This window comes from Stenotrophomonas sp. STEN056 (genome assembly GCF_056759635.1).
In genome coordinates this window covers 14,158-39,671 of the sequence record NZ_JBRRDL010000030.1, presented here as the reverse complement: position 1 = coordinate 39,671, position 25,514 = coordinate 14,158, and the positions used below count along the sequence as shown (strand labels likewise).

Here is a 25,514-nt window from a genome sequence, read left to right as displayed (position 1 = left end):
TGCCGAACAGCGGGAGATTGAGGCTATGTGGCTGTCCTTCCTGGCCATCGGCGCCGGCGCGGCCATTGGTGCGTGGCTGCGTTTCGGCCTGAGCCTGTGGCTGAACCCGATGACCGGCTCGGTGCCGTTGGGCACCCTGGCCGCCAACCTGCTGGGCGGTTACGCGATTGGCCTGGCTTTGGCCTGGCTGGCCTCGCGCCCGGACCTGGCGCCGGAATGGCGGTTGTTCATGGTGACCGGCTTGCTGGGCGGGCTGACCACGTTTTCGACCTTCTCCGCCGAAGTGGTGGACATGCTGCAACGCCAGCACTTTGCCTGGGCGCTGACCACCATCGGCCTGCATCTGGCCGGCTCCCTGTCGATGACGGCGCTGGGCTGGTGGAGCTGGCGGGTGTTGCGTCCCCTGGTCTGAAATCAGCATTCCAAACACCGGGACGATGCCGCATCATGCGCGCAACAGTGATGGAGAACGTCAAAAACATGTCGCAGCTGCAAGCAAAGGGAAGGGCGGGCCTGTGGCCTTGAACAGCAGTTCCACCGACGTTGAAGCACAACCTGCGGCTGGACCCATCACCTTGATTGGCGCCGATGTCGGCGGCACCTATGCCCGCCTGGGCTGGGCCGAGTTGGTCCCGGGGAAGCCGATCGAAGTACGTGATTTCCGCAAGTACGCCTGCGCTGATCACCCCAGCCTGGCCGCGATCCTGCGCGACTACATGCAGTTGCTGCAGTCGCAGGGTTCCCGGCGGCCGGTTCTGCATGCCGTGGTGGCCATTGCCGGGCTGCTGGACGGCGACACGCTGCTGAACACCAATCTGGCCTGGCCGGTGTCGCTGTCCGCCACGCAACGTGACGCCGGCTTGGAACGGCTGGAACTGATCAACGATTTTGTGGCGGTCGCGCAGGCCATGCCGCATGTGGACCGCAGCACGCTGCACCGCATCTGCGGCCACGGAGACGATATCCCCACCGGCCCGGCCGTGGTGCTCGGTCCCGGTACCGGCCTGGGCGTTGCGGTGCGACTGGGCACGGGCAGCCCATCGGTGCTGCCCAGTGAGGCCGGGCATGCCGCACTGGCAGCCAACACGCCGCTGGAGCGCGATGTCCTGCAGCTGCTGTCGCAGCGCTACGAACACGTGGACAACGAACGCGTGCTGTCCGGCCCCGGGTTGATGGCGTTGTACGCCTGCCTGTGCGAACTGCGCGGCGCGGCGGTGCGCTGGCGTGACCCGGCCGAGCTGGTCGCCGCCAGCCGCGGCGGGGACTTGCTGGCGGTGGAAAGCATCCACGCGTTCTGCGGCTGGATGGGCAGCCTGGCCGGTGACCTGGCGCTGACCTTCGGAGCCCGCGCGGTGTACCTCACCGGCGGTGTCACTGGTCACATCGCCACCGAGCTGCATGACGGCACGTTCCAGAAGCGCTTTTTGAGCAAGGGCGCGCTGTCGGCGGCGCTGCGTCAGGTGTCGGTGTGGCGTGTTGATCATGGCGAGCTGGGCGTACTCGGCGCACTGGCCTGGCATGCAGATCAACTGACGGCGCGGTCCAGCAACGCAACAGGAGTTTGATTGATGAGTACACGCAGACAGTTCCTGCAGACCTCCATGTTGTTGGGTGCCGCCGGTGCCGCTCCGGGCTTGTTGGCATCGCCAGCGGGTGCCAACGGCGCGCGGGTGGTGTCCACCTGGGATTTCGGCGTAGGGGCCAACCAGGCGGCGTGGAAAGTATTGGCGGCAGGCGGCAATGCGCTGGACGCGGTGGAAGCCGGTGCACGCTGGGCCGAAAGTGAACTGTGCAATCCGACGGTGGGCCGCTGCGGCAACCCGGACCGCGACGGCGTGCTGTCGCTGGACGCCAGCATCATGGCCGGCGACGGCCGCTGCGGTTCGGTCGCTGCGTTGACCGACATCCTGCACCCGGTGTCGGTCGCGCGCCGGGTGATGGAGCAGACCCCGCACGTGATGCTGGTGGGCGAGGGCGCGCAGCAGTTCGCCGTGCAACAGGGCTTTGAGCGTCAGCAGCTGCTGACGCCGGAAGCGGAGAAGGCCTGGCGCGAATGGTTGAAAACCGAACACTACGCACCGCAGATCAATGCCGAACGCCGGGGTTTGCCGGGCAACAAGGACAACCACGACACCCTCGGCCTGCTCGCCATTGATGCGAACGGGCAGATGGCCGGTGCCTGCACCACCAGCGGCATGGCCTGGAAACTGCACGGCCGCGTGGGCGACAGCCCGATCATCGGCGCTGGCCTGTATGTGGACAACGAAGTGGGCGCGGCAACCGCATCGGGCGTGGGTGAGGAGATGATCCGCAATGCGGCCTCCTTCCTGGTTGTCGAACTGATGCGGCAGGGCTTGTCGCCGGCCGATGCCTGCCGCGAAGCCATTGGCCGCGTCGTGCGCAAACGCCCGGAGGCCAGCCGCACCTTGCAGGTGTGCTTCCTTGCGTTGAATCGTAATGGCGAAGTGGGTGCCTATGCGCTGCACCGCGGCTTTGTGTATGCCGTGTGCGATGCCAAGCGCCAGGATGCGCTGCTTGAGTCGTCGTCGGTGTATACGAGCACGCAGACGTGAGCACGCCGTTTCTGCTGGAAATCGCCTGCAATTCGGCAGCGTCGGCGTTGGCCGCGCAACAGGGCGGCGCCGACCGCGTGGAGTTGTTCGAGAACCTGGAACAGGGCGGCACCACGCCGTCCTACGGCACCCTGGCAGTCACGCGCGATCGACTGAAGCTGCCCTTGTTCGTGCTGATTCGGCCGCGCCCGGGCGACTTTTTCTACGACACACTTGAACGCGACATCATGCTGCGCGACATCGAAATGTGCCGGCGGCTGGGTTGTGATGGCGTCGTGATTGGTGCCTTGGATGCCGACGGCAATATCGACCTGCCGCTGTGTCGTGAGCTGGTGGCAGCGGCCGGTCCCATGGGCATTACGTTTCACCGTGCCTTCGATGCCGCGCGCGATCTGTCTGCCGCATTGGAGGACGTTGTAGGTCTGGGTTGCCACCGCATTCTCAGTTCGGGCGGCGCGGCTGATGCGCTGGCTGGCAGTGCGATGTTGTCCCAATTGGTGACACAGGCAGGCACGCGGATCCAGATGATGGCCGGCGCTGGCTTGAACGCGCAGAACATCACAACCGTGGCGCAACACAGTGGCTGCCGGCAGTTGCATGCATCGGCCAAAGCCGTGCGCGCGTCGGCGATGCGTTTCCAGAACCCGGCGTTGATCGGCCTGGAAAATGATTGGACGCAGACCGAGATGCAGCGGGTTGCCACGCTACGGCAGGCGCTGCAGCACGTGGAGTAAACCAGCTGTCTCAGCGCCCGCGCGTGGCCGCTTCTGCTTCCAGGCGTTTGCTGGCGCCGCTGATGAGCATGTCCAGCATCACTTCCATCTGCTGGCTGCCATAGGTATTCACGCCGAGGTTGGCGACGCGGCGCAGATACGGATACGCCGACGGTTCTTCCTCCTGCAATGCCGCCTTGAGCGCGCGGATACGCGGACGACCGCCTTCGGCCGCTGCCTGTGCGGCATCACGCGCATGGCTCAGTGACATGGAGATCAACAGCGACACCAGGCGGGTGGCGGCTTCGTCGTCGAAGCCAGCGGTTTCCAGGCGCTCGAACAATGCCTCGCTGGGCGCCAATGCCCACGCCGCGATGGAGCCGCCAAACCACAGGTATTCGGCCAGCCCGCCAACGCCCAGCACTGCCTCGAAGAACCCCATGCCGTAGATCTTGCAGGCGTCTTCCCAACGGCGGGCATTGCGGACGTCGGCAGCGGAAAAGCGCGCTGAAAACGCATCCATCGCCACCATGCCCAGCAGGGTCTGCTTGTCCTTGACGTGGTAGTTGAGCGCCTTGCGATCCACGCTGAGGCTGTCGGCCAGCGACTGCATGGACAACGCGTCGGCGTCGATCAGGCGTGCGGCTTCGACAATCTGCTGCAGATCCAGCCCGGCGCGTTTGCCGGGCTTGCGTTGCGTGGGAGCGGCTGGCTTGCGGGTTCTGGGCATGGCTCACGGAGAGGGCGTCAGGTGGCGCATTCATTGTCAGGGCGGGAACGTCGCTCGCCAACTGTACCCCTGTGGCAGCTGGACTGGCGCTCTTTGCCAGCGAACTTGACGTCCCGGATTTTTGGGAATAGCGTGCGCAAAACGTCATATTCCCGTCCGGGAATATATACCCAGAGGACGACGCCATGAACGCCAAAGTGAGCAAGGTAGTAACCCAGCCAAACAAGGTGGTGACCCGGGAGCGGTTGCTTGGCAACGCAAACCGCTGGCGCCGCCACGGCGAGCCAACGCCGGCGGCCGCCGACGAAACCGTGGATGACGGTGTATTCGGTCCAGGTTCGGTGGCTTGGGACGTGCTGCTGCACCCGGCCACCATCGTGTTCCAGACAGCGGCACAGGCGGTGCTGCAGTTCACCTACAAGCCCATCTACGCCGGCTTGCGCGACTGGGACCCGATGTCACGCAAGGGCAGGGCGGGGCAGCTGACCATCTTTGACGTGTTCGACCGCCACCAGCGCAATTCCGGCATCCACGCGCCGATGTGGCTGGGCGATACCGACACCGCGAAGCGGGTGGCCCTGCACCTGGCGCGCATCCACGAAAAGGTTGCCGCCGACCTCATCGACGGCAGCGACCCAACCCTGGGTGGATACGCGGCAAACTCACCGCGTGATTCCATGTGGGCCGCACTGACCGAGCTGCATTCCATGCTGTGGCTGTACGAAGGCCTGGGTTTCCGTGGCGGCTGGTTCCCCCGTCGTTTGCCGGCGGCCAAGCGCGACCAGTTCATTGCCGAGGTGGCCGAGTACTGCAAACTGTTCCCCGCGCGCGAGCAACCATTGCCCACCAACATGGCCGAACTGCAGGCGCTGTACGAACGCGACGCACGCCTGTTCGGCATGCCGCCCTCGATGCAGATCATTCCCGAGACCGGCCAGAACTACCCGAAAGTGGTGATGGACTCCATCCGCAAGAACCACCATCCCTCGCAGTACCGGGTGAAGATCCAACTGTTCCTGCAGCAGGTTGTATTGCGCCTGCCGGTACTGGGCTCGGTATCGGGCAAGACCCACCGCTCCATGGGCATTGGTCCCTTCCAGGGCACTGCACTGAGAGCGGCGCGCTATCTGTTGCTGCCGATGATCTGGTTTGTGCAGCAAGCGCCGGTGGAGCGCTATTTCATGCGGATGATGTGGGGCCCGGACGCGGTCAAGCTGGTTCAACTGGCCCGACAGAAACAGAAAGCCGCGCGCAAGGCGCAGCGCTGAGTACAGCCTGATCCAGGCAGGGCAACCAAACACTGCCCACAAAGCCGGCTACCGGACGCTGCCGCGCCCAACGATTTACTTGCTTCCAGGTGGATGAACCTTCATCCGCGTGCGCTGCCGTGTGCAAGGAACACACACCGCAGCACACGCAAGCCTTGAGCCCGAATGTTTGACCCCTTGAATTGTCTTCTGCTGGAGAGACTGAAGATGAGTACGTCAAATGCTTTTCCCACGGCCCGGAAATTCCGCTGTTGGCTGCACGCGTCCTCACTCATCGGCATGTTGCTGCCCGTTGAGCAGGTTTGTGCCGCCGATGGCAGCACCGACGGCCCCGTCACCGTTGGCCAACCTGCAGCCCCTGCTGCGGGCGGAACGCCCGGCATCTACGCCCGATTTGATCGGTTGCGGGAGCAGGGCACCGTGATCAAGGTGCCCGCCATCAAGGACACGGTACTGCGCGATGCCGGCGGCTTCCGATCAACGCTGGCCGCGCATGGTGTTGGCGTCATGCTGATCAGCCTGAACAGCTCGGTCTACGACCTGTCCTCGCCGGCACCGGCAAGACCACAGCGTTACAACGGTCAGGACTGGACCGCCAACGGCATCCAGCAATTGCTGGTCACTTACGACCTGGGCCAGCGTGGCAACGATCAAAGCCAGCTGATTCTCGGCGTCACCTCGTCGGCAACCAGTTGGGAACCGATGGGGCCGCGCGCACGGTTGGCACTGAGCCGGCTGGCGTATTACCGCACCTTCAACAACCGGCAGTGGGAGTTGAAGCTGGGCTATGTCAGCAATGCGTTGGAATATGTCGGCGTGTATACCGGCGGCTCGTTGTCCGGTGGCACGCAGGGGCCGAGTGCGGTGATCCCGTTCCAGCTCGGCCTTGCGCGGCTGCCAATGGCCACGCCCGGTTTGAACCTGCAGTACAACGGCAGAAATGGCTTCTACAACAAGCTGGGATTGCAGCGCAGCACCAGCCCGGATGGCGGCCAGACGGAAGTGGATGAAAACTCGAACGGTTTTCGCTTCCGCACGCCGCACAGCAACCTGCTGCTCATCAACGAAGTCGGTGTGAAGCGCGATGCCACACCCACCCACCAGTACGTGTGGTTTCGTGCCGGTTTCATCCAGAACTGGTCCGACTTCAGGCGTTTCGATGCGCCTACGCGCAGCAATTCCAACCATGCGCTGTACGCCGCAGGTGATGTGCAGCTGACCTTGCCACCTGACCGCGTGCTGCCGTTCCAAGGCTGGCATGCAGGCGCCAGCATTCATTACGCACCGCAGGACCGCAACCTTTACAGCCGCTATTACGAGGCGCGCGCGTACAGGATAGGCACCTTCCGCAACCGCCCGGTGGACATGCTGTCGCTGACCTGCAGCCACACAAAATTCAGCGACGACGCAGGCGACCTGTACAGCGCCCGTGGAATACCGACCGAAAGCAGCACCTCGTCAATCACGGTGTCCTACATGGCGCGCATACACGGCGGCGTGTACTTAAGCACCGGCCTGAGCCACGTCGCCAACCCCACCTTCAGGCCGCGCATGGATGACGCAACGAATCTGATGGTGGGTTTGAACATGTTTTTTTGAGAGATTCCGAGAAGCGGGCGGGTGAATGGATGGCTGCCCGGGTTAAGCCCCTCTCCCGCAAGCGGGAGAGGGGTTGGGGTGAGGGCGCTTCTGCTATTGCTTCTGCCCGCAGCATGCGCATTCAACGTTCTGCATGCCTTCCCAGCGGAGGAGGGCGGAGCACATGCAAAGCCCCAGCACCTTATGCAGCAGGCCACGGCTTTCGCTAGCCGTGCAAATGCCGGAGATAATTTAGTGATTCGTCACTAAATCAATGCAGACCTGCATCGTTTTACCAATCAGTAGGCGCGTAATCCTTCAGGAATTGCCCCCAGACATGCTCACCACTGTTGAAGCCATGGATGATCGGATCGACGATGCGCGCGGCACCATCGACGATGTCCAGCGGCGGATGGAAGCGTTCTTCCTGCACCTTGCGCGCGGCCAGATCCGCCGGATCTTCATCGGTGACCCAGCCGGTATCCACGCTGTTCATATGGATGCCGTCGTTCTGATAATCCGCCGCCGAGGTGCGCGTCATCATGTTCAACGCGGCCTTGGCCATGTTGGTGTGCGGATGCCGCGTGGTCTTGAAGTTGCGATAGAACTGTCCCTCCATCGCCGAGACATTGACGATGTGCTTGTCACGCTCGGGCGTGGCCAGCATCAACGGCTTCAGGCGCGCATTGATGATGAACGGTGCAATCGCATTGACCAGCTGCGTTTCCAGCAGCTCCACGGACGGCACCTCGGCCATGCGCAAGCGCCAGGAATTGGTGTCGCGCAAGTCCACCTGTTGCAGGTCCTGGTCCAGCCGTCCCTCCGGGAACAGATGATGCTGGCCCAGCAGCTCATCGGCCAACAACGGTACCTGCGAGAGTTCCGCTGCGCGGGTCAAGCCATCAGTGCTGCCACCGTGCGGCGACGGCAACGCGGAAGCAGCCGCAACCGGCAGCAGGTCCGCACTGCGCAAGCCTTCGTAATTGCCAATCAATCCGCGGATCGTTTCAGGCAGCGTCTGCACCGCGGCGGTTTCACCGGCCATCATGTGCGCGTAGAACTGCGGCGGACGGCGGACGGTCTGGCAAGCATTGTTGATGATGAAATCCAGGCGCGTGCGCGTGGCCAACAACTCGCTGCAGAAAGCTTCCACGCTGGGTGTGTGGCGCAGATCCAGCCCGTACACCTGCAGGCGGTGCCCCCACACGTGGAAATCCGGCTCTTCGGCGTAACGCGCCGCCGAATCGCGCGGAAAGCGCGTCGTCACGATCAACTCGGCACCGGCGCGCAGCAACTTCAGGCCAGCCTGGTAACCAATCTTGACCCGGCCGCCGGTCAGCAGCGCCACACGCCCGCGAAGATCTGCGGTTTCGGTGCGCTTGAAGTAGTTCAGATCTGCACAGGCCGGGCACATCTGGTCATAGAAATGATGCAGCTGAGTGAACTTCTGCTTGCACACATAGCAGTGGCGAAGCTCCGACGAATGCACGGGTTCTTCTGCAGGTGCCGGACCTTCGCCGTTGTATGCGTCGTGCATTCCCGCTGCATGCGGCGGGAAATAATTCGGCGTACTGAACACCGGCTTGCGCCGCAGAGCGCGGATGCCGGTTTGTTCAAGCAAGGCCTCGGCCTTGCGTACCTTTTCCTGGTGACGCTCACGGGCCTGCTGCTTGAGTTTGCGGCGCCGAGCCTTCGGCTCCGGGTGGTAGATCTTCGCCACAAGTTGATGCAATCGAACGCGATCGGATTCCGGCAGCGCGTCGAGCTGGCTGCGGTCGGTTTCGATGGTTTCCAGCAAATCCAGCGCCTCACGCAGACGCTCAACGAAGGGAAGGGGGCTAGCGTGGGAGGCAGCGATGGTGTTCAAGACAGGTCCGGAATGAGTGGCAGCAAGCCACGGATGGACAACAGCACGGTATGCGAGTCAATGCTGCTGCAAGCCAGGGGTAATCCGGCCGGCGGCAATTGTCCCTGATCGAGCATTGTTGGCGCCAATGCAGCAGCGTAAGCGTCGGGGACTCCCAGGGCCTTCAATGCAGCTGCTCATTTAAGTGACTCGTCACTTAAATTCCATGCTTGTGCATTGAGAGCGCCGGAGCACACGCGGACTGCAACCACCCGGCAAGTAGGTTTCGGCAGCCTCTCCGCGACTTCCGAGCCAGCGCTTGGACACATTGATGGACGGTCTTCGATGGGCGCTCTTCGCCAGGCAGATGAATCGTGCTGCGAAGTCCTGTTTTGCGACCGGATCAAGCTCATGCAAATCGGTCATTGCAGACTGCTTGGCCAAGCCAAGCAGTCTGCTGTCAGCGTTCCTAATTGATGTCCATAGGGAATTGTTCAAAAAAACAATGACTCGCCAGCCTTTCGCTGAACCAGCTTCGCATTGTCCAACAGATCTACGGTAGAGGGACATGATCTTGGCGCAAAGCTGGTGCTAGAGACACGAACTCGGAACAAACAAACGCACTTTGATACACGCGTCGTCAGGCTAGTTGAGCTGAGGAAAAAGTGATCACTTTTTCGGAAAAACATAGCTTAAAAACCATATTTTTCAAATGGTTGCGTTGTCTAAGCCCCAGAGCTGTGCTATCACACAGGACTCCACGGCGACGGAATCCATAGCATGGCCTGAGTCAACAGCCGTCTAGGCTGAAACGAGAAATGGCCCGGGTGAGCGCCCGAGCCATTTCAGTAACGTCGGTTTGGAGTCCGATTACGTTCAGCCTCCCACTTTGATCCCCCGTCGTCAAGAGGGCTGGGTGGCTGCTGCCTTCGGCCTGAGGGCTGAGTGATGGTGGCAATGAAGAGAGTGACCAGAGTTGTCCCAGATCTGCGTGTCAAGAAGGGACTTCTCGCAATGCACCAAGGACGAGCGGTTCGAGTACAAGGCGTGCACTCAGGTGGTCGGATCCACCTAAAGGTTGAGGGAAATGATGAGTACATCTGGGCCGATGTCAGCGCGATCGAGCCCTTTGTCATCGATGCCCCGCAGAAGACCATCAGGGCGCCAAGTGATGCTGATCCGGAGAAGGAACTGCTATCAGTCAAATGGGGAGCAGTGCTCGCAGAACTTACGGCTGCATTTCCGGGTGCCGTAAAGGAAGCTGATTGCATAAGAGTTGCCGGCGAAATGGGAGTCAGCCCAAAGACCGTCAGGAGACGTCTGAAGGCCTATCGCGAAAACCCGATCCCTGCATCTCAGTTGGCGTCAACACCTGGACCACTGCCAGGAAGCCGTCGCCTGCCCCCCTTGGTCGAGAGTCTGATCGATGCCGCTATCGAAGAAGTACACCTTTCGCGGGAGCGTCGTCCACTCGTCGCTGTGGTTAGACGCTTAGCTACCTTGGCAAAGGAGGCGGGGGTATTGGCACCAGGTAGGAAAGCAGTGCGCGCTCGGATCGCAGTGAAGGATCCTATGGTGGTGGCGAAGAAGCGACTCGGAAGCCATGATGCACATGCCGCGCAAGCGCCGTCAATCAAGGGACTTGCGGTGTCAAGGCCGCTTGAGGCTGTTCAGATCGATCATGCATTAGTCGATCTGATTGTCGTTTCTGGGGTTACCAGGAAGCCAATAGGGAGGCCATGGATCACGGTTGCGATCGATGTGCATACTCGGTGCATCCTAGGTTATTACCTCAGCTTTGATACACCAAATCAAACCTCGGTAGCTCACGCACTTGAGCATGCATCTTTCCCAAAACAACCTTGGCTGAAGCGGCTCGGTGTAGGCGTTTCATATCCAATGTTCGGCAAGATGGAGTGCATTCATTGGGATAACGCTAAGACCTTCCAGGCGAAGGACGTAAAGGTCCAATGCGAGCGATACGGTATCCGCATTCAAGAGAGGCCAGTGCGTAGCCCGCACTATGGAGCGTACATCGAGCGGGTTATCGGCACGATGATGGGGGCAGTACACCTTCTACCGGGAACGACATTTTCCAATGTAAAGGCGAGAGGGAGCTATCAATCCGAGAAGCACGCGACGATGTCATTTCACGATCTGGAACGATGGCTTGCTGAGGAGATTGCGGGTCAGTACCACAATAGACCGCACCGCGGGCTGGGTGGAATCACCCCTGCAGCAGCTTGGGAAGCTGCGTGGAGGACTGCTGATGGTAGTCCGACCATTCCACCTATGATTGGGGACGCGCGGGCGTTTGTCATCGGCTTCTATCCATCGGCATCAAGGCGCGTTAGCCGCAGCGGCATCACCTTAAACGGGCTTCACTACTGGGACCCATGCCTGACCCCGCTGATCAATGATGGGAAGTCCCATGAAGTTCACTACAGCCAGCGTGACCTGAGCAAGGTGTATCTGCGCTTGGGAGATGGATATGTCGATGTTCCGCTGCTAGATCGGTCCCAGGGCGCATTCTCGTTCTGGGAGCTACGCGAAGCTAGAGCGGACCTAAGGGCAAGGGGGGTGGCTTCCGCTGCAAATAGCGAGATGTTTGATTCAATCCAACGGCAGAGAAGCATACAAGCTGAGGCGGAGTCGAAATCAAAGGCCGCGCGAAAGAAGATCGCACGCGCCCCGGTGGCTTCACCTCCTCCAGCTTCGCCGAATGTGGACTACACGTGCGCGGTAGAGACCTTTGACTGGGATGCTGGGGTGATCGAATGAGGGCGATTCCCAATGAGGTAAGCGCCCCTCAAGGCATGACTGATTGTGGGTTGACCAACGATCCGCGTCATTCCTTCAGATTCATTCCCCATCCTGCAGCGGTTACCTATCTCAAGCTTGCGAGCCATCTCCGACGGAATGAAGCAGGTCGTGATCGCCCAAAATGTGTCCATCTAGCAGCAGGTCCTGGGGCAGGAAAAACTCGTTTGCAGATGCACTACCTTGAGCAGGTGGCCCCGCAGCGAGACCAGTCTGGGCCACGGCAGAGGGATGTCATCTATGTAGAGGCGCCTTATGACGGGCATCATGGAAAGTTGGCACGTTCGATTATAGATGCCTGTTTGCCGGGAGGATATCCAGTGCGCAGGCCGTCTGCGTTGTGTGAAGTCGCACTGACGCTTATCGCATCGTCTGGAGTTCGTCAGATTCTCATAGATGAAGCAGGGAATCTCCTCAATGCAGGCAGATCGACACAGCAACAGTCTTTAGCCTTCATCAAGGCAATCACAAATCGCGGTGTCACCATTTCCATTGCCTCTACAATGAATCTGGTGAACGTCCTAGCTGCTGACGAACAGCTCCAGTCCCGCTTCACTCGAGTGGAAATCCCGATATGGGCAGAGTCACAGTCATTTCGATCCTTTCTCGCAAGCATTGAACTAGAGCTCGGGTTGCCTCAGGCATCGGGGCTGAGCGATCAAGCGATTGTTCGGTGGCTGGTTTCTCGCGGCTGTTGTACTACATCGAGGGTTCTTGATGTCATATGTAACGCGAAACGTATTGCTGAATCACAAGGCCTGCTACGCATCGACATCCGGTTACTTGAGCTTGCTCTAAGTCACGGGTACGTAGGGGAGGGAACTTGACATGGAAATTTCTGACCTCCCCGCATGGGCCGACGTGTTCCCGGGAGAAAGCATTCGTTCGTGGCTGGATGCCACCCGCGTTCGTCTCGGGCTCGCGGAGGAAGAGTGGTGGAGCTGGTGCGGGATTGATCCTACTGAGCCAGAGCGCCCAGCACACAGTAAATGCTGGTCAGGATTACCTCCTGGACTCGGTCAGATAAGTGAAATTCCAGTGGATCTTCGGGTAGCACCGGTTTGGCGGGAAATCTACTGTCCAAATTGTGCTGTCGAAGGCTCGTCAGGAGTACGCCATCCGGTTCTAGTCAAGTGGCTGGATGTCAGAAGTATCAGCTGTGATGAGCACCGAGTTCTTCTTGGCTACAGGTCACCATCTAGATGCGTGAACATCTCGGATGATCCGGATCTGGCCGCATGGGATCGCTGGCTGCGCGAGTGGCGGGATGACCAAAATCTTTGTGTACTTGAGCATCGCTTCAGGCGAGATCTCCTATTGGCGGCTTCAAGAAACTGGAACCCAAGCTCGGCGCTAATCGCTGGCGTTAGTTGTAACTGGCTGTTGACTGAGAAGGGTTGGTTGTCTAGGTCGTTACCCAGCAATCTTCATCCGCCTAACGGCCCGAGCAGAGTTGGCGCGCTTGGCCCTTCGGATCGAATGTCAGCGCTATTTTCTGCATGGAGAGCTTGGACCGCCATGAGAGAAGGAGTGCCCGCAATGCTGCCCAGATGGCCTCTGGAAGCATGGCAATGGTTGGAGACGCGCTGGCGTACACGAGTACATTACGAATGTGGGACGCAGTTAGCTGGAATCGTGAGCGCTTTGGCGCGCCGTCAGAGTAGAGATCTAAGATGTCAACCACGCCGGAGTCGCTCATAAAAAAAGCGTTGCCGTTGATGACGGTAACTGCTCATGTCGCTCGGTTAATGTGGCGGCATATGTCACGTCGGGGTCATCATTTTCAGCGTCGAGCGTATGAAGATTTTTGTGTAGACGGAATGTTCAGTCGCCTTGGTTTGAAGGCTGTCATCATTCGGGCGCATGTCCGCTCTTGGCCGGAAAGGAACATAGGGAGAGAGGGGATTAGGGTGCGTTATCGGGGGTAGGGCACGTGACCGCCCGCAGCCACAGGCTCCATGCCTGGGTGGAATGAACACCCATTAGCCTGCTCCGCGATGGCAACGTATTCTGGAATCACCGACGCCGCTGCAACGTCGCCCCGGAAGATCTGGATGTGCCGATGCGCCGCGTAGGATGCGATGGTCATCATCAGATCAGGCTGGCAATCCTGGAGACATTGGGAGATATCAGCATAGAGGCCAAGGAAAAAGAGCGGCGCGCAATAGAAGCCCCCTCCGTAGAGCCACGCCTGCGTGGCTGAACTACCGCTCCCTCGTTAGCGCCTGCCGTCGGCCGGCCGAAGCACCACTCCCCAGCTCCCACAAACCTTCCGCACCTGAAGTCAGAGGAATCCCGACATCCCAGCACCCCCTCCCAGCGCTATGATTGGCTAGCGGTCTATGTGCCGCGCCTGGGCAGGGCGTCTGCTCTTCCATACCCCAGGTCACCGCAATGGATATGCAGGTGGAAGTTGCCCCCGTCGATACAACCGCGGCCGAGCCCACAATCTTGACGTACAGCTGGCTTTACCGGCAGGTGCAGCAGGGAGCCGGGCAGAGCATCTATCCAAAGCAATCCTGCTCCGAAAAGTGGGCGTTTCGTCTAGGCATACTGGCAACCGCGGTCGGCCTACTCTCTGTCGCAGTTCCCACCCGTCTCCTCTCAGTCGAGATCGCAACCGGGCTGGCGCGCGCCAGCCTGCTGATCGAGATCGGAGGCTTCTTGGTGGGCGTACTGCTCACTGCCAAGCGCGAGTGGCGCCAGTACGCCAAGCCGCGCCTGTCGCACGCTGAAGAAGTGGACAGCGTGCTTGACTACTGGCGTGAGCTGGTGGCGTCCTTGAAGCACTTCCCCAGAACCGAACTGGAAGAGCGTCTGCGATTCGTTACCAGACTCCGCCAAAACATGAGCGAGCGCATGGGCCTTTTCTACGGCGGGCTGCAGAAGCTGGGCCCGTTCCCCGTGCTGGTTGCTTTGTACCTCAAGTTCCGCAACTGGGAATGGGGGAGACTGGGCAGGCGCTTACGATCTGAACTCGGTCGGAGGACTGCTGATCTTTGTAGTGGTAATGGATGTATCTGATGGGCTGGGTGCTGGTAGCTATGCGCACGCGGCTGGATACCTACGTCTGTCTGCTTGAGGCTGCCATCAAATAGGCATCGCTCATGGGTGGCTCGCCGAGCTGCCTATCGCTCAACGCATACGAACATATTTTTGAGGAAGCTTTGAACACCATTCTGCTTATCACTATCTCGGCGCTACTCATCGCAGGCGCCTCGTTCATCATCATCCGCCGAAAGGCAGCCGGCGTCCGTGTTGAGGCCAGTCAGTCCAGTCGCGTCGATTCACCGTCGGCCGACATGGTGGAGGTGAAGACCGACCTTGGCTGTGATTTCGCTCTTTTTGACGAAAACGGAATGAGCCTGCTCGAATGCAGGGAGATCGAGCGCATCCCCGCGCGAACACACACCCTCGGTTCGTCCGGCAGTGGCATCGAACGGGTCAAGCATCTTGCAGCCGATCTGTTCAAAGGAGCTGCCAGCGTTCCCGGCAGGACCGTCGAGGTGGTCTTCAAGCCCGAGATCCAGAAGGGACTCACGGAAGGCACTTACTCATTGATGAGGACCAAGTCGGGAGAGATCCTCGCCGATGCGGTCGACACGTCCGGCAAGGTGGTCGGAAAGGCCAGGCTGATGCAGGGGGGGAAGGCCAAGCAGCTTGCCGGCGGAGCATTTCAGCTTGTCAGCATCGCCGTCGCTCAATCACACTTGGCAGATATCGAGAAGAGTCTTGGCGTCATCAAGGACTCCATCGCCGAAGTTATTGAAAGGCAGGAAAACGAAGACAAGGCTCGAATCACGGGCGCATTTGACTATATCAAAGAGATTGCCTCGCATATGCGAGAGCTCCGCTGCCCGGATGAGCTGCCCCAGCACAAGATGAACACCATTGAAGGCGTCATCAAGGACTCCTACGCGTGGCGCAACAAGCTGGTGGAAGACATGACCTCGCTGATCAGGCAGATTTCGACCCTGACCAACTCCGACACCTTTGGAACGGGCGACACGTTCAACAAGCTCAAAGGCCTTATCGAGCGGGTGAGGCCGCTGCTGGCACGACGCGAACTCTTTCTCAACCTTGCCTCAGCCCTGAACTTCGTGACCGCCTACCTCGATCCGACGCAGCGCAATTACTCACGCATGTCGGTGGACGAAGACCGCTGGAACGACCTCTTGGAGCAGTTCAGAAACGCCGTTTCTGCACAGGAGTCCGCGCTGATGGGCAAGGCATTCTGGAACTCGGGTGAAACCCTCCAGTTGCGCAAGGATAAGCTGAGGTCAATGACGTCCGACTATCACCGGCTCGGGAATGACCAGCAGGCCAGCTACCTGAAGGTGCGGCACGCGCTGAATGAGAGCATGTCCCGCCTTATTGATTCCAGTGGCAATGTCCGGATTGCGATCGCATTCGATGGCCAAGGAAATGTCGGTAGTGCAGCCATTCTCTAGCCCGCCTTAATCGAAGCAAAGTCGATAACAAAGCGATAGCGAAACATCTATCGCCACCACACTGAGATGGCACGATTGCCGCGCCCCTCCACACGTTGAGACCCCGCTCTGGTTCGGGCCGAATTGTTATCTGCCCGATCCCCCCGGTTTTGCGTAGCACGGAGATTTGGTGTTCACCTCCCAACGAGACGGAGATTGGACATGAATCAGCACTTTTCCGAAAAACAGATCATTGACTTCCTGCATGAGGCTGAGTCTGGCGTGGCGGCGAAAGACCTGTGACGACGGCATGGGTTCAGCGAGGCCTTGGCTCAACGGGTAGGGCGAGGGACCTGCTATCCAACTTTGGGATTAGGGATGTTTATCGGGGGTAGGAAAGGGCTGCTTTGCATCCGCGAGCATACGCAATGGAATCGGGCTTCGTTTGGGGTTAATTTTCTGCACGACCACGGCGGCTTCGCTGCCGTGCCAAATGTCCAACTGGATGGCGACAGAGTCCTATCCGCTTGCCGACGCCGTCAAAATGCAAGGGTGTACTTTGGTGATCGAAGTGCACGTGTAGGCTGTGAGGGATCATTGACGGACGGCTTCTCAATCTCTTTTGTCGAACTTGCATCCTGCAACACGTGGTGTGGATAAAAAGCGAACGCGTTCTGTGGCCCTCAGGGCGTCCACGGTCGGCACTTCATCCGGTTTTAACAGGCGTTGAGTTAAAAGTAATTGATTCAGTAAGAAGCCTCTTGGAGTTTCAGATCGAAATCAATTAAAGGAATAATTGAAATGAAAAACAAGGATAGTAGATGTGCTCTTCCGTCTTCGAGCTTTAATGGCGCGTTCCGTTTTTTGAGAGATTGGAAATGGATTGCTTCCCGGGGTGAGCTGAATTTTTATATGGCTGATAAGGCGGCGGCTCCAGAAGTATTTTTACCAAGTTTTGTTAACCTTTCTACGAAGCTTTTTTTCGCTATTATCGCGGGCTCTTTCGTTGCATCGGCTTTTGATGTCTCGGCACAGGAAGTGGAGCCGCAATGGACGCTTTCCGACATGGACGGGAACGTCCACGGGGTCTACCTGACTCAACAGGAAGCCGAGTCGCACATAAAAGATATGACGCTGGGTGGTTTTTACGCCTATCTTTTCCCGTCAGGCTACAACCCCGTAAGGGAAATTAAGGAAACGATAGTTCGTGAGAATGGGGTGCGCACCATCGTCTATTGGGCAGGGAAACATATTCCCGGAGATATGGAATGGAAATACTGGTACAGCGAGCCGACGAGTCAAAGGCTTGAGACTCAGGCCGAACTGATCAATGCCATTGAGTCTGAGTTTAACTCACGGTATCCCGCGTGTCCGGCGGTAGCTACCGCTTTGGCAATGGACGACTGGGAAAGTAATTTCCCCCCAGGGAGTGAGGCGACGACTGAAACTGGCCATTTCGAAGTAGCGTATATGGAGGGAGAGAACACGCCAGAGTCTCCCTGCATAAATAGGACTGAGACGACCTCTGCTACTCGGACAATGAAAACCGAGTGCCCTATTCTCGCGCCCAACGAGCGATTCACAACTTGGGTTCCAAAATATCAGGCATGTGTAAACGCGGGGATTGTTGCCTACATATCTTCGAAAACAACCGAGTGCGATGGAACTGGGGTTGCCAGTGGGTTGGTCGGGAACCCTTGTGACGTCAGGACGGGTGAGAAGTACGAGGTTGAGACTGATCTCGATTTGGGCTGGGTTTCGCTTGATCGACACTATCATTCGAGCGGAGCCGACTCGGCAGGAGGGTTTGGCCATGGCTGGTCCCACTCACATAGTGGACGGCTGACTTTTTTTCCGTACGCGTTCCCTGGTGCCCCAACCGAACTTGGTTTAATCAATGGCTCTGGCTATCACGTCAGGTACCGAAAGATTGGGGATGAATTTTACGCAGCGGATTCAAGTGGAAATCGAGTAATTGCAGATGGCCTGAATTGGCGGCTTTATTCCCCCAATGAAGTGGTGATCTTCGATGCTCAAGGGCGCTTGCTGGAGCGCTCAAACGAAACAGGTGACACCCTCTACTATGAGTACAATCCGCAAGGGCGGTTGCATCTAGTCAGGCATAGCAGTGGTCGTTCCTTGGAGTTTAATTATCTTTCGCAAGATTACGCGGCCAATGTGTCTTCAATCACGTCGGGCGGCATAGTCCTTGCTACCTATGCCTATTCGAACAATGGCCAGCTTGTCCAAGTGGAGTACCCTGGGGCACTCGCACGCAGCTATCACTACGAAGACTCTCGGTTTCCGCGGCATCTCACGGGGATTACGGCAGAGGACGGGCTGCGTTTCAGTTGGTACGGCTACGACGCTAAAGGACGTGTCATATGTAGCCGCCATTCTCCTGATTGTAATCAATCAGGGGTCGGCATAGACGGCGTGGCGATTAATTATTTGCCGCAGGGTGGGGCAATTGTCACGGACGCACTTGGTAACCAAGTGACTTATGGTTTGGCCGCAGCCGACCCAAGCGGTGTCGCTCGAAAGATTGGAGCGGTGTCAGACGCACGAGGAACATCTAGTTCAACGTTCTACGACGAACTGTCCGATTTCCGCCGTCGTGTCAAAACGGTCACTGATCCTCTAGGGGTATACGTCAAGCATGATTATGCGGAGATAACTGAGGCGGGCGTGGCCATGAGCGTTCACACGGTGCAGGAAGCATTTGGTCTTCCAGAACAGCGCACCACGATTACGCGAACCGGCTCTAACTCTAACCGAATCCTCTTTGTCGAAACAGATCGCTCACTGACGGACGTTAGCCGCAATGCACGTTTGCAGCCAACGGCCATCACTTTGACTGACCTGGATACAAACGCCTCCCGTGTTACGTCCATCAACTATTGTGAGGCGCCAGATCTTTCAGCCAGCAGCAGTTCATGTCCCTTCGTGGGACTGGTGAAGTCAGTTGATGGGCCACGTACGGACGCACTGGATAGCATTAGCTACGCTTACCGAATGGCTGACGATGCTGGCTGCCTTGATGCCGCCGTGGGGACTTGCGGCTATCGCAAGGGCGACCTGTGGAAGACTATCAATGCCCTAGGTCATGTGAATGAGGTAATTGCCTACGACAGCGCTGGACGCATCGTTTCCAGTAAAGATTTCAATGCTGTCACTACTGATTCTGAGTATAACGCTCGCGGCTGGTTAACCGCGACGAAGGTTCGCGGCTCCAACGATACATCAGAGGTGGATGATCGAGTTACTCGCTTCGACTACTGGCCCACTGGCCTGCTCAAGCAAGTATCGCTTCCGGATGGCAGCTTTACCAAATATACCTATGATGGGGCCCAACGACTAACAGGAGTTGAAGACAATCAAGGCAATTGGATTACCTATGTTTTGGATAACGCCGGTAACCGTGTCGCGGAGAACACCAAAGATTCCAATAATACGTTAGTGCGCACCTTGTCCCGTATTTACAATCAACTGGGGCAGAGGACCACACAGGCCGATGCTGCGGCCAATCCCACGGACTTCACCTACGATGCAAAAGGTAACGTCGCTTCGGTTACGAATGCCTTGGCAAAGGTAACCCAATCCGAGTATGACCCGCTCAATCGCCTGAAGCGAACGCTGCAGGATGCCGGAGGGATCGCCGCGGAAACCAAGTTCACCTACAACGCGTTGGACCACATTACGCAGGTGACAGATCCGAAAGGGCTCAACACGACGTACTCCTATGATGGGTTGGGCCAGCAGACAGCGTCACTGAGTCCTGACACGGGTGCGGCGCAGCACACCCATGATGCGGCAGGCAATATCACAACCACCACGGACGCCAGAGGTATTGTCGCGACCCAGGCCTACGACGCTTTGAATCGCATCGTCTCGAGGACCTATCCTGCGTTGGGCGGCGATGTCACCTATACCTATGACGTTGCACCGAGCGTTTGTGGAGCCAATGAAAACTTCGCAATCGGTCGATTGAGTGCAATGATCCATGCCAATGGCCGCACCGAATACTGCTACGACAGGTTTGGCAGCGTATTGCGCAAGGTCGAGATGTCCAACGGCAAGATATTCACCGTTCGCTATAGCTACACGGCGGCGGGTAACTTGGCGACGATCATCTACCCCAGTGGGGCAGTGGTCGATTATGTGCGTGATGGAATGGGCCGCGTAAATGAAATTGGTGTTACGGCGGGAAGTAGCGGAAGGCAGATCCTCCTGACGGCGGCCGAGTACCTGCCGTTTGGGGCCAGTACGGGCTGGATTTACGGTAACGGCAGGTCTTTGGTGCGGGCCTTCGACATGGACTACCGACCGATCACTGTAGAAGATAGTGCCGGCGATCTGAAGATTAGCTTGGGCTACGACGCCGTGGGCAATGTGGCCACCCTCATGTCGAAGACCTACCAGGCGGCGCTGACCTACGATGCGCTCGCCCGTCTGACGGAGTTCCGCGATACCGTCGCCAATGTGGCTATCGAGCAGTACAGCTACGATGCCACGGGCAATCGCTTGAGCTTCAGCAATGCCGGTAGAACGGATGCTTACACTTACGCAGTGTCCAGTCACCGGCTTACGAATGTGGCAGGCACTTCGCGGACCTATGATGCGATTGGCAATACAACGGCGGTAGGTAGTGCAGGTAAAGGGTTGGTCTATAACCAAGCCAATCGCCTCTCACAGATCACGCAAGGCGGAATCGTCGCCCAGGGATACGATTACAACGCATTGGGGCAGCGTGTACGGCACGGACTGAATGCCACGGATTCGGTGTATGCGACCTATGACGAAACCGGGCACTGGCTGGGTGAATACACCGCCTTGGGCGTGGCCAGCCAGGAGGTCATCTGGATGGATGACATGCCAGTGGGATTGTTGGCCGACGGCGTGCTGCACTACATCGAGCCGGATCACTTGGGCACGCCGAGACTGGTGTTCAACCCCATGCGTAACGTCCCGGTATGGGTCTGGGATATCAAGGGCGAGGTCTTTGGTCGTGACGTGCCTAACGAAGACCCCGATTTGGACGGAACGCCTTTTGTCTTCGACATGCGCTTTCCCGGGCAGCGCTTTGACCTGGCCAGCGGGCTGAACTACAACTACTTCCGTGACTATGACCCGAGCTCAGGGCGTTACGTGCAATCCGATCCGATTGGTTTGGAGGGGGGGGTGTCCACATATGCCTATGTGCGCGGAAGCCCAATTAGCTACATCGACCCACTGGGGCTGATTGATTTGAAAATTCCGGGAGTTCCAATCTCCATACACGCTAATCCTGGACCAGAGGCAACGACGTTTCGTGCGGAACACGGACCGCCTCATGTGCATTTGGGAAGCAATGATGGCCCGAGGGTGGACACTGAGAATTTCAGGCCTTTATCCGATGCTGATGCACGAAAGATGACTAGAGAGCAGAAGAGGATGTGCGAATCTTTGGGCGACAGTCAGAAGTCACTTATCAGGGGGCGTCAGGCGGCAGTATTTAGATATGGAAAATACATACTAAGAGCTATGTCGATGCCTTTGGTTGGAGCGGATTCGTTTACAAATGCCTGTCGCTCTGATCCGATTGAATGTGCTGAGCTTATCGAGAGTATTGGGGTGCCGCAGGGATGGGAATCAAATTGAATAGAGAAGAATATCTTGGGATTATGATGTTTCCAAAGGAGTGGCGAACGTTCGCGCTCCTTCCGGATAGCTTGGTCGATCAGCTGATTGAGACTTACGTCCCCGGAAACGAGATGGCATCTGAGCATGACAGGAACGGGGTCTTCCATTGGTGGTTAAAGCGTTCGCCTAAGAAAGAGGTTCTATTGAGTTTGGTTCACTTGTCCTTTCTGGACCCAGATCAAGTTATGGCCGCTGACGTCAGAGCCCACATCCTTATCAGTGCCCATGCAGATGAAGATGTAAAGAATCTAATTATGGCCAAAGATATTAATTAATTTACAATTTGTAATCTAAACAGCGCGAACCTCTTAATTCGCATGGGGATTCTTTGATTTGGTGCTCCGGAGCAAGTAGTAAATGGCGATCGTCATTCTTTAATACAGTTGATTCAATGGCCTCCAACGTCAAATCAACGGCTTCTGGCTATTGATGTAGTGAACCCGGTGTCGCCACTTCATTTCCAATATTCCCGCTTTCTATAGCAGCCCTGGGCTATTGGATCAATCAATGGAATCCGTCGCCGGGAGGGGATATTGGCCGAGCAGGGGATTAGGAAGATTTATCAAGGGTAGGACAGCCCTCATGCCCAGAGAATCCATCGATCATGGGGTTCGTCTTTGGGCGGAACTCGCGCAGCCCCAGCCGTGCCTACGGCGTACATCGCTGGAGGCCAGTCGGCGACGTATGAGTATCGAGCGCCCCATCTGCGAGTACTATCGCCAGACGGCACCAGTAGACAGACTGACCCCGAGACTTTCAAGTCCCATCTAATTCCATCTCGAGACCGCCCCATGGCGCTTGAAGCAGATACGCCTGATCATCATCGGCAACGTTCGGAGTACATCAAGGGCATCATTCATCGCCAGCCACCCAGGCCTTCGCCGGTGTTGCAGGTGGACAGCGCGCCCAAGACTATCGTTCAGTTTTGGCACGACTTCCAGGACCTGCCGGCCGACGTGCTTCAATGCATTGAATCATGGATTAATTGGCAAAAAGCAGGCTATTCCCACCGGCTCTTCGATGCGGCTGGCGCTGATTCTTACATTGAAGAGCATCTCAGCCCGCTGCACCTTTCGGCCTACAGGCGCTGTTATCATCCCGCGATGCAGGCCGATTATTTCCGAATGTGCTTCCTGCACGTTGAGGGAGGGCTGTACGTGGACGCAGACGACGTCTGTATAGCCAGGGACATTAGCCCTTTGTTTGAAGGCCACGGACTTAAAGTTCAGCCGCTTTGCTATGACATCGACTCGGATATGATGGTCCAGCCCTGTGACTTCATGTCGCCGTCAGCACCGACTGGCAATTGGATCTTTTACCTGAATAATAATCCGTTGTCTGCTCAGTCGGGTGACGTGGTTATCGAGCGCGCACTCGAAAGAGCCACTCGATGTCTCGTGGAGGCTCTGCAGGAGGAACTCCCGGAAATCCAGGCCACCACCGGCCCTGGTAACTTGTCCAGGATCGTTTTCCAGATGGGTGTCGCGGGTGAGTTGGACAACGCAATCGTAGTCCTCAAAGATTGGAGCGAATATGCTGTCTCGAAGTGGCCGCTGAGCTATCGCAACGATGACCGCAATTGGCGCAACTCTAACCAACGCGCCTTCGAAAAAGGCGGGGATAAAAACGTATGAACCTTTTTCCTCGCCTGGGCGGTCTTCGAAGAGTGTTGAACACCCTCCGCATGCGAGCTCGAGTCCTATTTCCTCGTCAATCGTGTCGCGCCTTTAGCCGAGGCGGGAAGTCTAATTGCCGAGCGATCAGCCGAATCCACGTTATCAATCTAGATCGCCAGCCTGAGCGACTGGCGGCTGTTCGGCAAGAGCTGAATCGTATCTTGGACGCGTCAGGTAGCCCCTTACTCGACCTTCTTGTCCGGCATTCGGCTTGCGACGCCAGGGCAGAGACTCCCAGCAGCCTTCAATCGCCTGACGTGGATATCCACTACACCTTGGCTGACCAGCTTTTCGTTGAGCCCCAGCCTTTGACACTCCCGGCCGCGTTTAATCTGGATGAGCCGATCCGAATGAGTGCCGCCGAGATCGCCGTTGCAAGATCGCATATCGCTGTATGGAAGAAGATCGCAGCATCTGCCGACGGATATGCACTTGTGCTAGAAGACGATGTCCTTTTCGACAGGGCGTTCAGTACGCTCGTTGATTCTGCGTGGACAGAGTTACATGCCAGCGACAGTTCAGACCCTGCATTTGATGTTCTGTACCTCTCTTATAAGGAGGTCCGGCACGGCGCGCCGAAGGTTCCGACGTCGCAAAACGTCTTCCGGCCCGAGCGAGGTCTTTGGTATCTGTCAGGGTACGTTCTTTCTGCGCGCGGAGCACAGCGCCTTCTCGATCTAGGGCCTTGCCGGGGCCCGGTAGATCTATGGATAAACCAGATGTTTGGTGAGATGGATGTTCGCGCTGTGCGACGATCGGTCATTAGCCAGCGCTGCGACCTAGAATCGACCAACTCCTACTCGATCCTCCCTGCATTAGGCCGAATTGGCGTTCTGAATGACACAACTCCTGGAGTGTTTCATCGCCACCCCATTGAAACACCTGTGTTTGCTTTCGGCGCTCCTGACTCCGGCTTGTCTTCGCTTGCGATGGCACTGTCCATGCTCGGCTATCGCGCTGCTGTAGTGACCTTGAGGAGTTGCCTGCAGCAGAAATGTCTGCGCTTTTGGCTGGGCGCGGCGAAGCCGCGTTCAACGCGTATGTCAATATTGCCTCGCTTTCAGGTCATGCCGACCTGCTAAGGCAGATCTATCCGAACGCCAGAGTTATAGTCATGGGAGATATCGAGACAAGCGAGCACTCGGTGTTAGCCCATTTCGTGTCAGAGGGTGCCTTGCATCTGCCAGATGCGGGAAGTTGGCTCGCGATCTGCCAATTCCTGCGTTTAGCGCCGCCACTGGATGCGTATCCTCAAGTCCCTGAAGTCGGAAGGCGGGCGCTAGCCAATATTGATCTTTACAAACCCTGCGTTACTCTCAGCCGGAAACAGCTGATGCACGATCAGTCACCATGGATTATCCCCCGGACTGTGATGCCAGTCCGAATAGGTATCCATCCCTGCTTGCCCAGTAGGCTAGCTCACGCCACGCGATCGCATTTTGTTGATGACCTTCTACATCTTGATCCAGCGAGATGGACCCTTCGGGAAGATACGTTTCCAGGCAATTTAGGCCTATTTAGGCCCGCGAATGTCACCGCCGGTTCGGGGAAGGGGGCAGTCCTCTCAGTGCGAAGAGAAGCGCTGGGCGTGCGCGATCTAAGCGCCGCAGCCATATCAAGCCAAAAACAGTTCCTGTTTGGCCGCTTCGAAGCTAAGTTACAAGCTGCGAATGTTCCAGGATTGGTTACAGGCTTCTTTCTCCATCGCGACTCCCCACGCCAAGAGATTGACATTGAGATCACAGGCGACCGCCCCGACCGTTTGCTGGTAAACGTATTCTATAACCCAGGCACTGAGGGGGCAAAGTACGACTACGGATATCGCGGGACGCCGGTCAGTATCGACCTAGGATTTGATGCATCGCAGTGCGCCCATGTTTATGCAATCGAATGGGAGCCACACGAGATACGCTGGCTCGTGGATGGGCGGCTAGTCTATCGGCGCGTCCTGTGGGATCCCACGCCAATCCCACATCTGCCAATGACTCTGCATGTGAACGTGTGGCCCACTCGCTCAACCGAACTTGCTGGAAAACTGCTCATGGCCAAGCTGCCCGCCATGGCCTGGGTTGAAGGCATCTCGGTGGATGCCATTCAAGCCGGTCAAGACTGCCGTGACGACATGCGGACATCGCGGCCATCCGCGCTTGAGGAGATCACACCTGCATCAGCTTGACGGATGTAGTAGCCGGCAGCCG

At 57.8% G+C, this 25,514-nt stretch carries 17 protein-coding genes; 15 read left to right on the top strand and 2 right to left on the bottom strand.

What is annotated here, in order from left to right; translation table 11 throughout:
- Positions 1-25: 25 nt before the first annotated feature.
- The 4 genes from crcB (at position 26) to ACVOLO_RS14485 (ending at position 3,307) form a co-directional block, all read left to right on the top strand.
- Entirely contained in the window at positions 26-412 is a 387-nt protein-coding gene (gene crcB / locus ACVOLO_RS14500) for a fluoride efflux transporter CrcB (protein WP_481571019.1), read from the top strand.
- 109 nt (positions 413-521) lie between these two features.
- Positions 522-1,565, top strand: a complete 1,044-nt coding sequence (locus ACVOLO_RS14495) for a glucokinase (RefSeq protein ID WP_481571018.1) — start codon at positions 522-524, stop codon at positions 1,563-1,565.
- A gap of 3 nt (positions 1,566-1,568) precedes the next feature.
- Entirely contained in the window at positions 1,569-2,573 is a 1,005-nt protein-coding gene (locus ACVOLO_RS14490; RefSeq protein WP_481571017.1) for a glycosylasparaginase, read from the top strand.
- Complete coding sequence (locus ACVOLO_RS14485; protein ID WP_481571016.1) at positions 2,570-3,307, top strand: copper homeostasis protein CutC; 738 nt, start codon at positions 2,570-2,572, stop codon at positions 3,305-3,307. Before ACVOLO_RS14490 ends, ACVOLO_RS14485 begins: the two co-directional genes overlap by 4 nt.
- A 10-nt stretch (positions 3,308-3,317) precedes the next feature.
- Here the strand turns inward: ACVOLO_RS14485 and ACVOLO_RS14480 are convergent, their stop codons facing one another.
- Entirely contained in the window at positions 3,318-4,016 is a 699-nt protein-coding gene (locus tag ACVOLO_RS14480) for a TetR family transcriptional regulator (RefSeq protein WP_481571015.1), read from the bottom strand.
- A gap of 185 nt (positions 4,017-4,201) precedes the next feature.
- On the opposite strand from ACVOLO_RS14480, the gene ACVOLO_RS14475 reads away from it, so the two are divergent.
- Both ACVOLO_RS14475 and ACVOLO_RS14470 read left to right on the top strand, forming a co-directional pair.
- The gene (locus ACVOLO_RS14475; protein WP_481571014.1) at positions 4,202-5,284 is read left to right on the top strand and encodes an oxygenase MpaB family protein; all 1,083 of its coding nucleotides are present in this window, start codon (positions 4,202-4,204) and stop codon (positions 5,282-5,284) included.
- Positions 5,285-5,563: 279 nt separating this feature from the next.
- Positions 5,564-6,883, top strand: coding sequence for a carbohydrate porin (locus tag ACVOLO_RS14470; protein WP_481571013.1), 1,320 nt, complete (start codon positions 5,564-5,566; stop codon positions 6,881-6,883).
- Positions 6,884-7,154: 271 nt separating this feature from the next.
- Here the strand turns inward: ACVOLO_RS14470 and ACVOLO_RS14465 are convergent, their stop codons facing one another.
- Positions 7,155-8,729: an SDR family NAD(P)-dependent oxidoreductase gene (locus tag ACVOLO_RS14465; RefSeq protein ID WP_481571012.1), complete on the bottom strand. Its 1,575-nt coding sequence runs from the start codon at positions 8,727-8,729 to the stop codon at positions 7,155-7,157.
- 936 nt (positions 8,730-9,665) lie between these two features.
- Here ACVOLO_RS14465 and ACVOLO_RS14460 point away from each other — a divergent pair.
- The 9 genes from ACVOLO_RS14460 to ACVOLO_RS14420 all read left to right on the top strand — a co-directional run bounded on the left by ACVOLO_RS14460 (position 9,666) and on the right by ACVOLO_RS14420 (position 25,492).
- The gene (locus tag ACVOLO_RS14460; RefSeq protein ID WP_481571011.1) at positions 9,666-11,489 is read left to right on the top strand and encodes a transposase; all 1,824 of its coding nucleotides are present in this window, start codon (positions 9,666-9,668) and stop codon (positions 11,487-11,489) included.
- Positions 11,486-12,355 carry a TniB family NTP-binding protein gene (locus tag ACVOLO_RS14455; protein ID WP_481571010.1) on the top strand — a complete coding sequence of 290 codons (870 nt, stop codon included), beginning with the start codon at positions 11,486-11,488 and terminating at the stop codon, positions 12,353-12,355. The genes ACVOLO_RS14460 and ACVOLO_RS14455 overlap by 4 nt, the downstream gene beginning before the upstream one ends.
- 1,154 nt (positions 12,356-13,509) lie before the next feature.
- A complete protein-coding gene (locus ACVOLO_RS14450; protein WP_481571027.1) occupies positions 13,510-13,731 on the top strand; it encodes a YetF domain-containing protein in 222 nt (73 codons plus the stop codon).
- 191 nt (positions 13,732-13,922) lie between these two features.
- Positions 13,923-14,552: a hypothetical protein gene (locus tag ACVOLO_RS14445; protein WP_481571009.1), complete on the top strand. Its 630-nt coding sequence runs from the start codon at positions 13,923-13,925 to the stop codon at positions 14,550-14,552.
- A gap of 143 nt (positions 14,553-14,695) precedes the next feature.
- Positions 14,696-15,979, top strand: coding sequence for a hypothetical protein (locus tag ACVOLO_RS14440; RefSeq protein ID WP_481571008.1), 1,284 nt, complete (start codon positions 14,696-14,698; stop codon positions 15,977-15,979).
- Between the two features lie 780 nt (positions 15,980-16,759).
- The gene (locus tag ACVOLO_RS14435) at positions 16,760-21,598 is read left to right on the top strand and encodes an RHS repeat-associated core domain-containing protein (RefSeq protein WP_481571007.1); all 4,839 of its coding nucleotides are present in this window, start codon (positions 16,760-16,762) and stop codon (positions 21,596-21,598) included.
- Between the two features lie 833 nt (positions 21,599-22,431).
- Positions 22,432-23,274, top strand: coding sequence for a glycosyltransferase family 32 protein (locus ACVOLO_RS14430; protein WP_481531289.1), 843 nt, complete (start codon positions 22,432-22,434; stop codon positions 23,272-23,274).
- Complete coding sequence (locus tag ACVOLO_RS14425; RefSeq protein ID WP_481571006.1) at positions 23,271-24,398, top strand: glycosyltransferase family 25 protein; 1,128 nt, start codon at positions 23,271-23,273, stop codon at positions 24,396-24,398. Before ACVOLO_RS14430 ends, ACVOLO_RS14425 begins: the two co-directional genes overlap by 4 nt.
- On the top strand, positions 24,311-25,492 hold the full coding sequence (locus ACVOLO_RS14420; RefSeq protein WP_481571005.1) for a glycoside hydrolase family 16 protein: 1,182 nt from the start codon (positions 24,311-24,313) through the stop codon (positions 25,490-25,492). Before ACVOLO_RS14425 ends, ACVOLO_RS14420 begins: the two co-directional genes overlap by 88 nt.
- The last annotated feature ends 22 nt before the right edge of the window (positions 25,493-25,514 follow it).

Excerpts from the sequence above, each read along its gene's own strand:
- ACVOLO_RS14425 (WP_481571006.1), top strand. The coding sequence starts at position 23,271 with ATGAACCTTTTTCCTCGCCTGGGCGGTCTTCGAAGAGTGTTGAACACC.
- ACVOLO_RS14430 (WP_481531289.1), top strand. The coding sequence starts at position 22,432 with ATGGCGCTTGAAGCAGATACGCCTGATCATCATCGGCAACGTTCGGAG.
- ACVOLO_RS14490 (WP_481571017.1), top strand. The coding sequence starts at position 1,569 with ATGAGTACACGCAGACAGTTCCTGCAGACCTCCATGTTGTTGGGTGCC.
- ACVOLO_RS14445 (WP_481571009.1), top strand. The coding sequence starts at position 13,923 with ATGGATATGCAGGTGGAAGTTGCCCCCGTCGATACAACCGCGGCCGAG.
- ACVOLO_RS14480 (WP_481571015.1), bottom strand. The coding sequence starts at position 4,016 with ATGCCCAGAACCCGCAAGCCAGCCGCTCCCACGCAACGCAAGCCCGGC.
- ACVOLO_RS14475 (WP_481571014.1), top strand. The coding sequence starts at position 4,202 with ATGAACGCCAAAGTGAGCAAGGTAGTAACCCAGCCAAACAAGGTGGTG.
- ACVOLO_RS14455 (WP_481571010.1), top strand. The coding sequence starts at position 11,486 with ATGAGGGCGATTCCCAATGAGGTAAGCGCCCCTCAAGGCATGACTGAT.
- ACVOLO_RS14420 (WP_481571005.1), top strand. The coding sequence starts at position 24,311 with ATGTCTGCGCTTTTGGCTGGGCGCGGCGAAGCCGCGTTCAACGCGTAT.
- ACVOLO_RS14435 (WP_481571007.1), top strand. The coding sequence starts at position 16,760 with ATGAAAAACAAGGATAGTAGATGTGCTCTTCCGTCTTCGAGCTTTAAT.
- crcB (WP_481571019.1), top strand. The coding sequence starts at position 26 with ATGTGGCTGTCCTTCCTGGCCATCGGCGCCGGCGCGGCCATTGGTGCG.
- ACVOLO_RS14470 (WP_481571013.1), top strand. The coding sequence starts at position 5,564 with ATGTTGCTGCCCGTTGAGCAGGTTTGTGCCGCCGATGGCAGCACCGAC.
- ACVOLO_RS14460 (WP_481571011.1), top strand. The coding sequence starts at position 9,666 with ATGAAGAGAGTGACCAGAGTTGTCCCAGATCTGCGTGTCAAGAAGGGA.